This is a genomic window from Streptomyces virginiae (genome assembly GCF_040638905.1).
Taxonomy (GTDB): domain Bacteria; phylum Actinomycetota; class Actinomycetes; order Streptomycetales; family Streptomycetaceae; genus Streptomyces; species Streptomyces virginiae_B.
This window is the reverse complement of the sequence record NZ_JBEZYV010000019.1, coordinates 102,813-117,352: the sequence shown is the minus strand read 5'-3', so window position 1 is coordinate 117,352 and position 14,540 is coordinate 102,813. Positions and strand designations below refer to the sequence as shown.

At 72.0% G+C, this 14,540-nt stretch carries 10 protein-coding genes; 5 read left to right on the top strand and 5 right to left on the bottom strand.

Annotated features, from left to right (window positions below):
- Window positions 1–18 precede the first annotated feature (18 nt).
- Both lpdA and AB0F82_RS24460 read right to left on the bottom strand, forming a co-directional pair.
- Window positions 19–1,407, bottom strand: a complete 1,389-nt coding sequence (lpdA, locus tag AB0F82_RS24465) for a dihydrolipoyl dehydrogenase (RefSeq protein ID WP_356815264.1) — start codon at window positions 1,405–1,407, stop codon at window positions 19–21.
- A gap of 286 nt (window positions 1,408–1,693) precedes the next feature.
- On the bottom strand, window positions 1,694–3,229 hold the full coding sequence (locus tag AB0F82_RS24460; protein WP_362631254.1) for a leucyl aminopeptidase: 1,536 nt from the start codon (window positions 3,227–3,229) through the stop codon (window positions 1,694–1,696).
- Between the two features lie 346 nt (window positions 3,230–3,575).
- On the opposite strand from AB0F82_RS24460, the gene AB0F82_RS24455 reads away from it, so the two are divergent.
- From AB0F82_RS24455 to AB0F82_RS24435, 5 genes are all read left to right on the top strand, one after another.
- Complete coding sequence (locus AB0F82_RS24455) at window positions 3,576–5,615, top strand: hypothetical protein (RefSeq protein ID WP_362631252.1); 2,040 nt, start codon at window positions 3,576–3,578, stop codon at window positions 5,613–5,615.
- Between the two features lie 94 nt (window positions 5,616–5,709).
- Complete coding sequence (pelF, locus tag AB0F82_RS24450) at window positions 5,710–7,245, top strand: GT4 family glycosyltransferase PelF (RefSeq protein ID WP_362631251.1); 1,536 nt, start codon at window positions 5,710–5,712, stop codon at window positions 7,243–7,245.
- Window positions 7,242–8,780, top strand: a complete 1,539-nt coding sequence (locus tag AB0F82_RS24445) for a hypothetical protein (RefSeq protein WP_362631249.1) — start codon at window positions 7,242–7,244, stop codon at window positions 8,778–8,780. Before pelF ends, AB0F82_RS24445 begins: the two co-directional genes overlap by 4 nt.
- Window positions 8,777–9,490: a spherulation-specific family 4 protein gene (locus AB0F82_RS24440; protein WP_362631247.1), complete on the top strand. Its 714-nt coding sequence runs from the start codon at window positions 8,777–8,779 to the stop codon at window positions 9,488–9,490. Before AB0F82_RS24445 ends, AB0F82_RS24440 begins: the two co-directional genes overlap by 4 nt.
- Window positions 9,487–10,314: an endo alpha-1,4 polygalactosaminidase gene (locus tag AB0F82_RS24435; protein WP_362631245.1), complete on the top strand. Its 828-nt coding sequence runs from the start codon at window positions 9,487–9,489 to the stop codon at window positions 10,312–10,314. The genes AB0F82_RS24440 and AB0F82_RS24435 overlap by 4 nt, the downstream gene beginning before the upstream one ends.
- A 392-nt stretch (window positions 10,315–10,706) precedes the next feature.
- On the opposite strand, the gene AB0F82_RS24430 is transcribed toward AB0F82_RS24435, so the two are convergent.
- The 3 genes from AB0F82_RS24430 to AB0F82_RS24420 form a co-directional block, all read right to left on the bottom strand.
- The gene (locus AB0F82_RS24430; protein ID WP_356815269.1) at window positions 10,707–11,873 is read right to left on the bottom strand and encodes a sensor histidine kinase; all 1,167 of its coding nucleotides are present in this window, start codon (window positions 11,871–11,873) and stop codon (window positions 10,707–10,709) included.
- 73 nt (window positions 11,874–11,946) lie between these two features.
- Window positions 11,947–12,591, bottom strand: a complete 645-nt coding sequence (locus AB0F82_RS24425; RefSeq protein WP_362631299.1) for a hypothetical protein — start codon at window positions 12,589–12,591, stop codon at window positions 11,947–11,949.
- Window positions 12,592–12,644: 53 nt separating this feature from the next.
- Complete coding sequence (locus AB0F82_RS24420; RefSeq protein WP_362631243.1) at window positions 12,645–14,510, bottom strand: phosphatidylglycerol lysyltransferase domain-containing protein; 1,866 nt, start codon at window positions 14,508–14,510, stop codon at window positions 12,645–12,647.
- Window positions 14,511–14,540 lie beyond the last annotated feature (30 nt).

Genomic DNA, 14,540 nt, shown 5'->3' with positions numbered 1-14,540 from the left:
CGTCGCGCCCGGGACGAACTAGTCGTGGGAGTGAAGCGGCTTGCCGGCCAGGGCCAGGTGGGCCTCGCCGAGCGCCTCGTTCTGGGTCGGGTGCGCGTGGATGAGCTGCGCGACCTCGGCCGGCAGGGCCTCCCAGTTGTAGATCAGCTGGGCCTCGCCGACCTGCTCGCCCATCCGGTCACCGACCATGTGGACGCCGACCACGGCACCGTCCTTGACCTGGACGAGCTTGATCTCGCCCGCGGTCTTCAGGATCTTGCTCTTGCCGTTGCCCGCCAGGTTGTACTTGAGGGCCACGACCTTGTCCGCACCGTAGATCTCCTTGGCCTTGGCCTCGGTGATGCCGACGGAAGCGACCTCGGGGTGGCAGTAGGTGACGCGCGGGACACCGTCGTAGTCGATCGGGACGGTCTTGAGACCGGCCAGACGCTCCGCGACCAGGATGCCCTCGGCGAAGCCGACGTGCGCGAGCTGGAGGGTCGGGACGAGGTCGCCCACGGCCGAGATCGTCGGCACGTTGGTCTGCATGTACTCGTCGACCAGGACGTAGCCGCGGTCCATCGCGACGCCCTGCTCCTCGTAGCCCAGGCCCTGGGAGACCGGGCCGCGGCCGACGGCGACCAGCAGCACCTCGGCCTCGAAGGTCTTGCCGTCGGCGAGCGTCACGCGGACGCCGTTCTCCGTGTACTCGGCCTTGTCGAAGAAGGTGCCGAGGTTGAACTTGATCCCGCGCTTGCGGAAGGCGCGCTCCAGCAGCTTGGAGCTGTTCTCGTCCTCGACCGGCACGAGGTGCTTGAGGCCCTCGATGACGGTGATGTCGGAGCCGAAGGACTTCCACGCCGAGGCGAACTCGACGCCGATGACGCCGCCGCCCAGGACGATCGCGGACTCGGGCACGCGGTCCAGGACCAGCGCGTGGTCCGAGGAGATGATGCGGTTGCCGTCGATGTTCAGGCCCGGCAGCGACTTCGGCACGGAGCCGGTCGCCAGCAGGATGTGGCGGCCCTGGACACGCTGGCCGTTCACGTCGACGGAGGTCGGCGAGGAAAGGCGGCCCTCACCCTCGATGTACGTCACCTTGCGGGAGGCGACCAGGCCCTGCAGGCCCTTGTACAGGCCCGAGATGACCTCGTCCTTGTACTTCTGCACACCCGCGATGTCGATGCCCTCGAAGGTGGCCTTCACACCGAACTGGGCGGCCTCGCGCGCCTGGTCCGCGATCTCACCCGCGTGCAGCAGAGCCTTCGTGGGGATGCAGCCGTTGTGCAGGCAGGTGCCGCCGAGCTTGTTCTTCTCGATCAGGGCAACGTCCAGACCCAGCTGGGATGCGCGCAGCGCCGCGGCGTAACCGCCACTGCCACCGCCGAGGATCACTAGGTCGAAAACGGTGCTGGCGTCGTTCGCCACGTCACGTCCTCCATGCATGTGCGCCGGGCACCGGTCCTCTGTGACCGGGCGGCGGCTGGTAATCGGCCGCTTGCTTCTTCGGCCCTGTGGTGGGGGCCCTGTCCTGCCGAGAACCCATCTTCGCATTTGTCGGGGGAACGCGGGACGCCGGGCCCACGTTGTGAGAGGGCGTTCTCTCCGAAGCGGGGGTTACCGCTGCGTAGAAACCTACGGATTTCGTTGTCGGCAGAACACACCCCGGGACCCGACCGGGCCCCGGGGTGCGGTGCGCGTCACACCGGGTGCGTCAGCCCAGGTCGCCCGTGGCCGTCCGCTCGGCCAGCCGCACCAGGGTGCGCACGGCGGAGCCGGTGCCGCCCTTGGGGGTGTAGCCGTGGGGCGCGCCCTCGTGGAAGGCCGGGCCGGCGATGTCGAGGTGGGCCCAGGTGATGCCCTCGCCGACGAACTCCTGGAGGAAGAGGCCGGCGACCAGGCCGCCGCCCATGCGGACACCCATGTTCGCGATGTCGGCGGTGGGGGAGTCCATGGTCTTGCGCAGCTCCGCGGGGAGCGGCATCGGCCAGGAGGACTCGCCGACCTCCTCGGCGATCTCGTGGATCGACGTGCGGAAGGCGTCGTCGTTCGCCATGATCCCGAAGGTGCGGTCGCCGAGGGCCAGCACCATGGCGCCGGTCAGGGTGGCGACGTCGACGATCGCGTCCGGGTTGTCCTCGGAGGCCTTGGTCAGCGCGTCGCCGAGGACCAGGCGGCCCTCGGCGTCCGTGTTGAGGACCTCGACGGTCTTGCCGCTGTACATGCGCAGGACGTCACCGGGCTTGGTGGCGGAACCGGACGGCATGTTCTCGGCGAGCGCGAGCCAGCCGGTGACGTTGACCCGCAGGCCCAGCTTCGCGGCCGCGACGACGGAGGCGAAGACGGCGGCGGCGCCTGCCATGTCGCACTTCATCGTCTCGTTGTGGCCGGCCGGCTTCAGGGAGATGCCGCCCGAGTCGTAGGTGATGCCCTTGCCGACGAAGGCCAGGGTCTTCTCCGCCTTGGGGTGCGTGTAGGTGAGCTTCACCAGGCGCGGCGGGTTCTCGGAGCCCTTGCCGACGCCCATGATGCCGCCGTAGGCGCCCTTGACCAGTGCCTTCTCGTCCAGCACCTGGACCTTGATGCCGTTCTCCTTCGCGGCCGCGGCGGCGACCGCGGCGAAGGCCTCGGGAGTCAGGTCGTTCGGCGGGGTGTTCACCAGGTCACGGGCGACGTTGACCTCGGCCGCGACGACGGCGGCGCGCTCGGCGGCGGCCTTGTGCTCCTTGTCGCGCGGCTTGGCACCCAGCAGGGCCACCTCGGCGAGCGGCTGCTTCGGACCGGAGTCCTTGCCGTTGCCGGCCTTCTTCTCGCCGCCCTGGTACGCGGTGAAGGCGTACGCGCCCAGCAGTGCGCCCTCGGCGACGGCGGTGACGGCGGAGGCGTCCTCCAGGGGGAGCGCGAAGCCGGCCTTCTTGCTCCCGTGCAGCGCGCGGGCGGCGGCGCCGGCGGCGCGGCGCAGCACCTCCTCGTCGAACGACTCGTCCTTCTCCGGGACGGAGCCGAGCCCCACCGCCAGCACGACCGGGACCTTGAGGCCCGCGGGGGCCGGCAGCTTGGTGACCTCGCCTTCGGCACCCGAGGCGCCGAGTGCGTCGAGGACACCGGCGAGCTTGCCGTCGAACGCCTTGTCCACGGCCTCGGCGCCCGCGGCGACGATCGCGCCCTTGGGGCCCTTGGCGACACCGACGACGAGGGCGTCGGCGCGCAGCGTCGCCGCGCCGGCAGTGCTGAGAGTCAGAGCAGTCACGGTGGTGAAGTCTCGCTTCCGTTTGTGTGTGTGGGCCGAGTGGGTGGACGGCCGTCCGTAGCGATCGTATTCGGGGCCCGACGGCCGCCTGAAAGGAGCCTACGCGCACGGGCTCGCCCGTACGCCACTCGAAGGTTTGGCAAGTTGTTCGATCAAGCAGCCGTCGGGTTCACCCATCCGTGGACTCTGCTCCAGGTTTGCCTCGTAGACCTGTCGAGGTCCGAAAGACTCGGTCCACTCTCGCAAGGGGACGCGGGGTTCCTTTGCATGATTTCCACAGAGCCTCCCCGGCCCGGCCGACCGCCAAGGGCCGTGTCGAGGGACGCCTGCGGGGGGAAAGGCCGAAATGGTCAACAAGAACCGGATGAACAGGCTGGCCGCCGTCATGGCAGCGGCCGCCCTGGTCTCCGTGGCAGTACCCGCCGCGACCGCCCGGGCGGCCGTGACACCACCGCGGATCGACCTCAAGGTGCTCGTCGTCGACGACGGCGGCAGCTCGGTCGAGGCGATCACCGCGGAGCTCCGGGACACCGGAGTGCCCTACACCCGCGTCCAGCTGGGCAGCGCGGGCCGTCCCGTCATCAACGCGGCGTTCCTCAGCGAACCCGCCGACAGTGCGACCGGGCGGCCGCGCGCCAAGTACCAGGGCGTGGTCCTGCCCAACGAGAACCCCTTCGGCGAGGGCTCCGCCGAGATGGCCGCGCTCGCCGCGTACGAGACGACGTACGGGATCCGCCAGGTCGACGCCTACACCTGGGCGCACCCGGGCGTCGGGCTGGAATACACCGACAACGGCGGCTACAGCGGACAGCTCGACGGCACCCAGGCAGCCGTCACCACCGCCGGCAAGGCCGGCCCCTTCGCCTACCTCGGCGGCCAGGTCACCTTCGAGGACAACTCCGCCCTGGTACCCGAGAGCTACGGGTACATGGGCAGGCCCCGCCCCGGCTACACCAGCTACGTCGACGCCCCCGTCGGCTCCGGACGGGCGTCCCTCGTCGGCGAGTACGCCCACGACGGGCGCAGCGAACTGGTCGTCACCTTCGGCTACAACCAGCACCAGCAGCAGTTCCGGCTGCTCGCCCGCGGCATCGTCGACTGGCTGACCCAGGGGGTGCACCTCGGCCAGAGCCGCAACTACTTCGCGGTCCACGTCGACGACGTCTTCGCCCCCGACGCCCGCTGGAACAAGGACCTCAACTGCACGCCCGGCGACTACGCCTGCGCGGGCGGCGAGGGCAAGGAGAGCACCATCCGGATGTCCGCCGCCGACGCCGTGTACGCGGCGCAGTGGCAGACCTCCAAGAACTTCAAGCTCGACATGCTCTTCAACGGCGGCGCCGGCGAGGAGTGGAAGGCCGAGAACGGCGGCGTCGACGCGCTGACCGCCCAGCTCGTCGCCGACCGCGCCAAGTACCGCTGGATGAACCACACCTACACCCATCCGTTCCTCGGCTGTGTCCAGAACACCGCCGTCACCCCGTGGACGTGTGCGAAGAACGCCCAGGGCGCGATCCAGTACATGAGCCGCGCCGAGATCTCCGCCCAGATCCGGGACAACAACAACTGGGCCGCCTCCAAGGGCATCACCCTCGACAGGACCGAACTCGTCACCGGCGAGCACTCCGGTCTCAAGACCGCTCCCCAGCAGCCCGTGGACAACCCCAACCTGGCGGGTGCCCTCGCCGACAACGGGGTCAAGTGGGCCGGCAGCGACAACTCCCGCGAGCCCGCCCAGCGAGCGGTCGGCTCGGCCCTCACCGTCCCCCGGCACCCGATGAACGTGTACTACAACACGGGCACCAACGCCGAGATGGCCGACGAGTACAACTGGATCTACACCAGCCGCGCCCACGGCGGAAGCGGCGTCTGCGAGGACAACCCGGCGACCTCCACCTGCCTGCCGGCCCCGCTGGACGTCAACACCGGCTACGTCGACCACATCGTCCCGGCCGAGGCCCGCACCGCCCTGCGCCACGTCCTGGCCAACGACCCGCGGCCGCACTACGTCCACCAGTCCAACCTCGCCGAGGACCGGACCCTCTACCCCGTCCTCAACCAGGTCCTCGACACCTACCGCGCCCTCTACGCGCCCAGCGCGCCGATCGTCAACCAGTCGATGAAGGACACCGGCGTCGAGCTCCAGCGCCGCGCGGCCTGGGACAAGGCCCTCGCCGACGGCAAGGTGACCGCCTACCGCATCGGCCAGGACGTCACCATCAAGGCGCCCTCCGGAGTCGTCGCCCCGGTCACCGCCCCCAACGGCACCAAGAAGCAGATGCTGCTCGGCACGGCGGACTTCGGCACCGCCTACGCCGGCAACCGCTCCACCTGGACCGGCCCCGAGCTGCTGCAGAGCGCCGTCACGCTCAAGCTGCCCAGCTGACCGTCCAGCACGACACCACCGAGTAGCACCCAGCGCCGGCGCTCCGCGAACCCACGGGCGCCGGCCCCTTTTCCGTCCTGGGGGGACACACCGCATGAGTCATGGGCGTCACGTCACCATGCTCACCGAAGGCACCTATCCACACGTCCACGGGGGCGTCAGCACCTGGTGCGACCAACTGGTCCGCGGCATGCCGGAGGTCGACTTCAACGTCATAGCCCTGACCGGCTCCGGACGCGAGCCGGTCACCTGGGAACTGCCCCGCAACGTCTACCGGCACACGGCCGTCCCGCTCTGGGGGCCACCCCCGTCGAAAGGCGGTCGCGGCCGCCGGTCCGCCCTGCGCGGCAGGGCCCACCGCCGCTTCACCCAGGTCTACGAGAGCTTCCTGCTCTCCCTGCTCGACCCGGCGGCCGACCCCGCCGACCGCACCTTCTCCGAGGCCCTGCGCGAACTGGCCGTCCTGGCCCGCGCCGGGAAACTCGCCCCGGCCCTGCGCTCCGAATCGGTTCTGCGCCTCCTGATGAACGTCTGGACCCGGCCCGGACTGTCCACCGCCGAGGCGGCGCCCACCATCCACGACGCGCTCACCGCGACCGACCTGCTGGAACACGCGCTGCGCCCGCTCGCGGTGCGCATCCCGCCCGACAGCGTCGCGCACGCTGTCAGCAGCGGCCTCGCCACCCTTCCCGCCCTCGCCGCCAAACACCTCGACGGGGTGCCCTTCCTCCTCACCGAGCACGGCATCTACCTGCGCGAGCGCTACCTCGGCTACCGCACCGCCGAACAGCGCTGGCCCGTCAAGGCGCTCATGCTCGGCTTCTACCGCGAGCTCAACACCGAGGGCTACCGCCAGGCCGACCTGATCACCCCCTGCAACCAGTACAACCGCCGCTGGGAGGAGCGCGGAGGCGCCGACTCCGAACGGATCCGCACCGTCTACAACGGCGTCGACCCGCACGCCTTCCCCGAGGCGGGCCCCGAACCCGACGTGCCCACTCTCAGCTGGTGCGGCCGCATCGACCCGATCAAGGACCTAGAAACCCTGATCCGGGCCTACGCCTTCATGCGCGAGGAACTGCCCGCCCTGCGGTTGCGCCTCTTCGGTCCCGTCCCGGCCGGCTGCGAGGCCTACAAGCTGCGCCTGGAGAAACTCGCCGCCGAACTCGGCGTGACCGACGGGATCACCTACGAGGGCCGCATCGAGCAGGTGGCCCGGGCCTACGCCGCCGGCAGCGTCGTGATGCTCTCCTCCATCAGCGAGGGCTTCCCCTTCAGCATCATCGAAGCCATGTCCTGCGGCCGCACCACCGTCTCCACCGACGTCGGCGGGGTCCGCGAGGCCGTCGGGGACACCGGCCTGGTCGTCCCGCCGCGCGAGCCCGAGACCATGGCCCGCGCCACCCTCGCCCTGCTCCGCGACGACGAACGCCGCGCCGAGCTCGGCCGGATGTCCCGCCGGCGGGTCGTGGAGAAGTTCACCCTCCACCAGTCCGTTGACGGCTTCCGCCACATCTACCGGGAACTCGCCGGCCAGCCCGTCCTGCCCGTCCACGCGGGCGACGCCTGGACGCAGCGGCTCGCCGACCCCTGGTACCGCGAACTCGCGGCCGACGGGAGCCTGTGGTGAGCGGATCCCTCTGGCTCAAGTCGCCCGGCCCCGGCTCCGGCACGCTCCCGGCGATCCCCAGGCCGCGTGCCGGGGATCCCGGGCCCGCCGCCGATCCGATGGACGAACTGGCCTTACGGCTCGACGTGTTCATCGCCTCCGCCGTCCACCCCGACGAGATCGCCGCCGTCCTCGAATCCGACGGCATGACGGACGAGTACATCCGGCTCACCTACGGCCGCCACGACTCCTTCGCCCTCGCGGAGGAGCTCTACGCCCGCGTGCCCCGCTCCTTCCCGGAGCCGGGGCCCGCCCCCGACCCCTGGAAGGTCTCCCTCTCCGCCTGCCTGCTGCGCGGGGTCGTCTTCGCCCTGCCCGGCCTGGCCTACCTGCTGGGAGCGCCCCTCCTGGAAGGCCCCCAGGACCGGCTCGGCCTCCCGGCCGGGACGCTGACCCTGCTCGCCGGGGCGCTCATCGGCTGGGTCTGGGACCAGACCCTGTCCCACCGCGCCTACTCCTGGCTCGGCCTCGGCGACCGGGCCGCCGCCGGGCGGACCCTGCTCGTCGGCGCCCCCGTCGGAGCCGTACTGGGCACCGCCGCGGCGCTGGCCGTGCCCGGCGGGCCGCCGTTCTCCTACGCCTTCGCCGCCGGACAGGCCCTCTACGTGGGGGCCGCCACCGTCCTGCTGGTCCTCGGCCGGGAGCGGCTGCTCCTCGCCGCCCTCGCGCCGATGGCCGCGGGCGCCCTGGCCGTGCTCGTCGTCGACCTGCCCGTGCCGGTCCGGGTGGCCCTGCTCGTGGTGTCCCTGCTGGCCGCCTGCACCCTGGCCGTACGGGAACTGCCGCTGGCCGAAGGGCTGCGAACCGCCGCGCACCGGGTCCGGGGCCGGGCGACCCGCAGGCCCGCCAGGGTCGGCCCCGTGCGCTGGCAGATGCTGCGCGGAGCCGAGGAGGAGCACACCCCCCGCGGGCCCCGGCTCGGGGACTCGGTGCCGTTCGGGGTCTTCGGCCTCGGCACCGGTCTGCTCGTGCTCTACGCCGCCCTGGGCGAGGTACTCGCCGGAGGCCCCGCCGAGGCCGTCGCCGCGCCTTCGGCGGTGGCCCTCACCCTCAGCATGGGGCCCGCCGAGTGGCTGCTGCACCGCTTCCGCAGCGGCAGCCTCTCCGGGCTCCAGGGGGCCCGCTCGACCCGGCAGTTCCGGGCCCGGATGCTCGCCACCCTGGCCCGCTGCCTGAGCACCTACCTGGCGGTGCTGCTGGCCCTCGGAGTGACCGGAACCCTGCTGTGGCCCGGAGCACCCGGGCTCACCGCGGTCCGCGTCGCCACCCTGCTGCTGCTCGGGGCGGTGATGTGGAGCGGACTGCTCCTGCAGTCCTTCGGTGCCGTCCGGCCTGCGGCCGTGGTCTGCGCATCCGCCGCCGTCGCCCAGAGCGTGGCTCTGCTGACGGGGCTGGGCCAGCCCCGGGTCGTCCAGCTGGTCGTGGCGGGCACGGCCGCGGCGGCCCTGGCCACCCTGGTCTGCCTGCTCCTCGGCCGCGCGACCGCCCACCGATGACGCACGAGACGCACGAGACGTACGACACGGACGAGAAGAAGGACCCCATGCTGCTGGTGCCCCTCTACGAGCATCCCGCCGACCGGCCCGACGCCTGGGAGCGGCTCATCCGCTGCGCGGACCGGCTGCACTCGGTGGTGCTCAACCCCGACAGCGGGCCCGGCGCCGCCCGCGACGAGCGGTTCGCCCTCGTCGCCGAGCGGCTCCGGGAGGCCGGCGTACCGGTACTGGGCTACGCCGACACGGACTACGGGCGGCGCCCGCACGCCGCGGTGGTGCAGGACCTGCTGCGCCACCGCGACTGGTACGCCACCGACGGGGCCTTCCTCGACCAGGCCTCCGCCGACCCCGAACTCCTCCCGCACTACCGGCGGCTCACGGTCGCCGCCCGGGCCGCGGGCGCACACACCCTCGTCCTCAACCACGGGGCCCACCCGCATCCCGGCTACGTCGAACTCGCCGACCTGCTCGTCACCTTCGAGGGGCCCTGGGACGCCTACCGGGAGGCCGCGGCACCACCACCCTGGACGGCCGACCACCCGGCCCAGCGGTTCTGCCACCTCGTCTACGCCGTCCCGCCCGGCGAGCTCGCCGCCCGGCTCGCCGGGGAACTGGCCGCGGAGCGGGGTGCGGGCGTGCACTGCGCCGTCCCCGGCAGCGGACCGCACCCGTGGGGTACCCTCCCGTACGCCCTGGAGGCGGCGGGATGAGGGCACCGCGGCCGCTACGGCTCCTGCTGGTCCTGCCCCTCCTGCTGCTCGCCGCCTGCACGGCCGGACCGGACGACGAGGGCGACGACGAACCGCACCGCTGGCCGGAACTCGCCCCCGGACAGCGCTGGCAGCCCCCGCCCGGCACCGGCTGGCAGTGGCAGCTCACCGGAAAGCTCGACACCTCGGTCAAGGCGCCCGTCTACGACGTCGACGGCTTCAACACCACCAAGGAGCAGGTGGCAGCCCTGAAGAAGGCCGGTCGCAAGACCATCTGCTACCTCTCCACCGGGGCCTGGGAGGACTTCCGGCCGGATGCAGAAGCGTTCCCGCGGGACCTGCTCGGCAAGGGCAACGGCTGGGAGGGCGAGCGCTGGCTGGACATCCGCCGGGTGGCGGAACTGGAACCGCTGATGGCCAAGCGGTTCGACATGTGCCGGGAGAAGGGCTTCGACGCCGTCGAGCCGGACAACATGGACGGCTACCAGAACACGTCCGGCTTCCCCCTCACACCCGACGACCAGCTGCGCTACAACCGGCTGATCGCGAAGCTCGCCCACGACCGGGGCATGTCGGTCGGCCTGAAGAACGACCTCGACCAGATCCCGCAGCTCGTCGGGGACTTCGACTTCGCAGTCAACGAGCAGTGCGCGCAGTACGACGAGTGCGACCGGCTGACGCCCTTCGTCGAAGCGGGCAAGGCCGTCTTCCACGCGGAGTACGAACTGTCGACGTCGCGCTTCTGCGAGCGCTCGCGCGAGCTGAAACTGAGCTCCTTGCGGAAGAAGTACGACCTCGACGCGTGGCGCAAAACCTGCCCTTAGGTCGTGTCGTCAAGGTCCCGCCTGGCCGGCGGGGCCTGGTGCGCACGCTCGCCGCGTTGTCGTCGGTCACCGACGCTCCGCGTCGATTCCCTCCTCCGCCTTGCGATCGTACGCACCAGGCCCCGCCGGCCCCGCCCTTCGGGCGGCCGACGCTACTTTGACGACACTCCCCAGCCCTGCGGGCCCGCTCGACCGACCCGGCCCGGACCCGCGCCTCGAACGCCGGCGAGGCTGGGTTTGCCCGGCGCAAACCGGGTCGGGCCGTAAGGCTGAAAGTGCCCGGCGCGGACAGGACGGGCCGGCGAAGCCGGAGAGCCGCCGGCGCAGCCGGGGTGAGGGGGCCGGGCGGAGCCCGGGAGGAGGGGCGGGGGCGGGGAGAGGCCGGTCGGCGGTCAGGCCCACGGCAACACGGCGTGGACGCGGTAGCCGCCGCCGAAGCGGGGGCCCGTGGAGCAGGTGCCGCCCAGGGCCGTGGCCCGTTCCCGCATGCCGAGGAGGCCGTGGCCTCCCCCCGGCTCGGTGTCGGCGGGCTCGGTGCCCCCGTCGTCCAGCACGGTCACCTCCACCGACGGGCCCACCCGGACCACGCTCACCTCCGCTCGCGCATCGGGCCCCGCGTGCTTGCGGACGTTGGTCAGCGCCTCCTGGATCACCCGGTACGCCGCCAGGTCCACCGCGGCCGGCAGCGGCCCCGTCCCGCAGTCCAGCTGGACGATCACCTCCACCGGCAGCCCGGCGTGCCGGAAGGTGTCCACCAGTTCGTCGAGGACGCCCAGCCCCGGCGCCGGCTCGGTCGGCGCCTCCGGGTCGCCGGACTGCCTCAGCAGGCCGACGGTCGCCCGCAGCTCGTTGAGCGCCGACCGGCTGGCGTCCCGCACGTGGGCCAGCGCCTCCTTGGCCTGGTCCGGCCGCTTGTCCATGACGTGCGCGGCCACCCCGGCCTGCACGTTGACGAGCGCGATGTGGTGGGCCACCACGTCGTGGAGGTCCCGGGCGATCCGCAGCCGCTCCTCCGCGACCCGCCGGCGGGCCTCCTCGTCGCGGGTCCGTTCGGCCCGTTCGGCCCGTTCCCGGATGGCGTCGACGAAGGCCCGCCGGCTGCGCACGGCGTCTCCGGCGGCCGCGGCCATGCCCGTCCAGGCGAAGATCCCGAGGTTCTCCTGCGCGTACCAGGGCAGCGGCCCGGCGAGCATCGCCACCCCGGTCAGGCCCGCCATGGTGAGCAGGCCGATCCGCCAGGTCGTGGGCCGGTCGGTGAGGGCAGCCACCGTGTACAGGGCGATCACCGTGCACATGGCGACGGGCGCCCGCGGCTCCCCGGTGGTCAGCTCCAGCAGCGAGAGCCCGCAGGTCACCGCCAGGACGGCCCGCGGATGCCGGCGCCGGAAGACCAGCGCGGCCGAGCCGAGGAGCATCAGGAGCAGGGAGGAGGGCTCGGGGGTGCGCGTGCCGAAGGTGGGCCCGTGGGGGCCGTGCGGATCGGCGAAGGAACCGACGACCATGGCGACGAGCGCGCCGAACGCCAGCACGGCGTCGGTGGCCAGCGGATGGGCCCGCATCCACTGCCGGGTGGGGGCGAACCGCCCGAGGTCTGTCGTCACCCCGATACGGTACGGCCTGCCGGGACGGGCATCAGGGCGGAGGGCCCTGCCCCAGCGGGACGCGGGAGCGCACCGGACTCCACTGCGCCCGGACCACGCACACGGCCATGACGGCGGCGATGGCCGCCAGGTGCTCCTTGCCCGCGAGGTTGTTCTTGATCAACACCTCGCCGATCATGACGAGGATCACCAGGGCGCCGGTCAGGTACGCCCGGTAGCGCCAGCAGACGTAGATGGCGAGGCCGACCACCGCCGCCGAGGGCCCGGTGTCGTTGACGATGCGGTCGGACACCGGCAGGCCGAAGGGGTGCTCCGGCCCCAGCGCGAGGCCGATGCGCGCGTACGTGGTCCCGGCGAGGGTGGCGACGTAGCCGATCACCAGCGTGCGCCACCAGCCGATGCAGATCTCCGCGATGCCGAACACCAGCAGCATCTGCGCGAGCGCCCCCCACACCGGCAGGTCGAGGGCCGGGACGAACAGCGACAGGGGAGTGCGCAGGAGGGCCAGCCAGAACGGGTCGGCGGCCTTGACCGACCCGAGGTTCTGCACCGGCTGGAACCCCCACGAGGTGTTCTGGACGATCTGGAAGACCGATGTCAGGCAGACCGCGCCCAGGGTCATCGGGATCGCCCGCCACTTGTCGTGGACGAGCGCGTTCCGGACGGTCCAGAACATGGGGCCCCACTCGCGGCGGGCGAACCGCCGCAGTGAGGTGGTGTTCCGCGCTGTCAACGGCGGGTCTCCAGGTGTCTGCGGTGCAGCCACTTCGGAAGGCCGGGGGCCTCCAGGAAGCCCTCGGCCCGTCCGGCCGCGACACCGATCCGCAGCAGGTCCGAACTCTTCTCGAAGAGCATGAACCGCGGTTCCCAGATCGGCCGGTATTTGGCGTTGGCCCGGTAGAGGGACTCGATCTGCCACCAGCGGGAGAAGAAGCTCAGCAGCGAGCGCCACATCCGCAGCACCGGACCCGCTCCGAGCCTGGACCCGCGCTCGAAGACCGACCGGAACATCGCGAAGTTGAGGGAGACCTGGGTGATCCCGATCTCCTTGGAGCGTTCGAGGAGTTCGATGACCATGAACTCCATCAGGCCGTTCTCGGAGTCCCGGTCACGGCGCATCAGGTCCAGCGACAGGCCCTTGGGCCCCCACGGCACGAAGGACAGCACGGCACGCAGATCGCCGTTGCCGTCGGTGCACTCCAGCATCACGCACTGGCCGTCGGCGGGGTCGCCCAGCCGGCCCAGTGCCATGGAGAAGCCGCGTTCGGTCGCGCCGTCGCGCCAGTCGTCGGCGCGGCGCACCAGCTCGGCCATCTCCTCGGCCGGGATGTCGGCGTGGCGGCGGATGCGGACCGTGTACCCGGCCCGCTTGACACGGTTGTACGCCTGCCGGACGGTCCGCATGGCGCGGCCCTCCAGGGTGAACTCGGCGGTCTCGACGATCGCCTCGTCGCCGAGTTCGAGGGCGTCCAGGCCGTGCCGGGCGTAGATCTGCCCGGCCTCCTCGCTCGCCCCCATCACAGCCGGCACCCAGCCGTGCTCGCGGGCCTCGGCCAGCCACGGGTCGATGGCGCCGGGCCAGGCCTCCGGGTCGCCGATCGGGTCGCCGGAGGCGAGGGAGACCCCGCCGACGACGCGGTAGGTCACGGCGGCCTTGCCGGTGGGGGACCAGATGACGGACTTCTCGCGGCGCAGCGCGAAGTAGCCGAGCGAGTCGCGGTCGCCCTGCCGGGCCAGCAGCGCCCGCAGCCGCTCCTCGTCCTCCTCGCTGATCGGGTCGACGGCGCGGCGCGAGCGGAACGCGGCGAACAGCACGGCGAGCAGCAGCAGCATCGACATGACGTTGATGAAGACGTCCACCCAGCCGGGCGGGGTGATCGCCGCGGAGGCCCGGTCGTCGGGGGCCAGGGTGATCAGCCGCATCACGCCGTACTTCCAGCGCTCCGGGAAGGAGACGCCGGCGCTGTCCGGGGAGGTGTTGGCGGCGCCCACGAGCAGGGCCGCGACGAGCGAGGTGACGAGCAGCCCGACGGCGGCGACGGCGGCGGCGAACGCCGGGTTGGAGCGGTCGCCCTTGGCGTAGAACTCGCGGCGGCCCAGCAGCAGGGCGCCCGTGAAGGCCGCGGTCAGGGCCAGGGAGACCCAGTTCTGCGGGTGCTCGCGGATCTCCTCGTACGCGAAGAGCGCGTAGGCCAGCAGGAGTGCGAGCAGGCCGCTCAGGACGAGGTTCAAAATCCAGGAGGCCCGCTTGCGGCGGCCGAGGGTGACCGCCAGCAGCAGCGTGAACAGGCCGGAAGCGAAGCCCGCGGTGAGCATGTACGGGGTGTAGAAGTCCTCGATGTTGTGGCGCCGCAGGTCCTGCCCGAGCGAAACCCACACCGCGCTGAGGAAGTTGATGAAGGTGACGACGCGCAGGTACCAGACCGCGAACGCGGCTCCGCGCTGTGAGCGGGCGCTCCCCCGACCGGTCTCCCGGCCGCCCCCCGCCGCCTTGCCGGCGGGGTCTGCGCCGGTTTCTTTCCTGCCGGATGACGGACCGGTCGCCGGTACGGCGGTGCGGTCGGCCTCTGCGCTGGTCAAACGGACCTCTCCCATAAAAAGCGATCATATGGGGCGTCGCTGTCC

Bases quoted from the DNA above. Each gene is read 5' to 3' on its own strand.
- AB0F82_RS24455 (WP_362631252.1), top strand. From the start codon at position 3,576: ATGGTCAACAAGAACCGGATGAACAGGCTGGCCGCCGTCATGGCAGCG.
- pelF (WP_362631251.1), top strand. From the start codon at position 5,710: ATGAGTCATGGGCGTCACGTCACCATGCTCACCGAAGGCACCTATCCA.
- AB0F82_RS24440 (WP_362631247.1), top strand. From the start codon at position 8,777: ATGACGCACGAGACGCACGAGACGTACGACACGGACGAGAAGAAGGAC.
- AB0F82_RS24435 (WP_362631245.1), top strand. From the start codon at position 9,487: ATGAGGGCACCGCGGCCGCTACGGCTCCTGCTGGTCCTGCCCCTCCTG.
- AB0F82_RS24430 (WP_356815269.1), bottom strand. From the start codon at position 11,873: ATGCGGGCCCATCCGCTGGCCACCGACGCCGTGCTGGCGTTCGGCGCG.
- AB0F82_RS24425 (WP_362631299.1), bottom strand. From the start codon at position 12,591: ATGTTCTGGACCGTCCGGAACGCGCTCGTCCACGACAAGTGGCGGGCG.
- AB0F82_RS24420 (WP_362631243.1), bottom strand. From the start codon at position 14,510: ATGGGAGAGGTCCGTTTGACCAGCGCAGAGGCCGACCGCACCGCCGTA.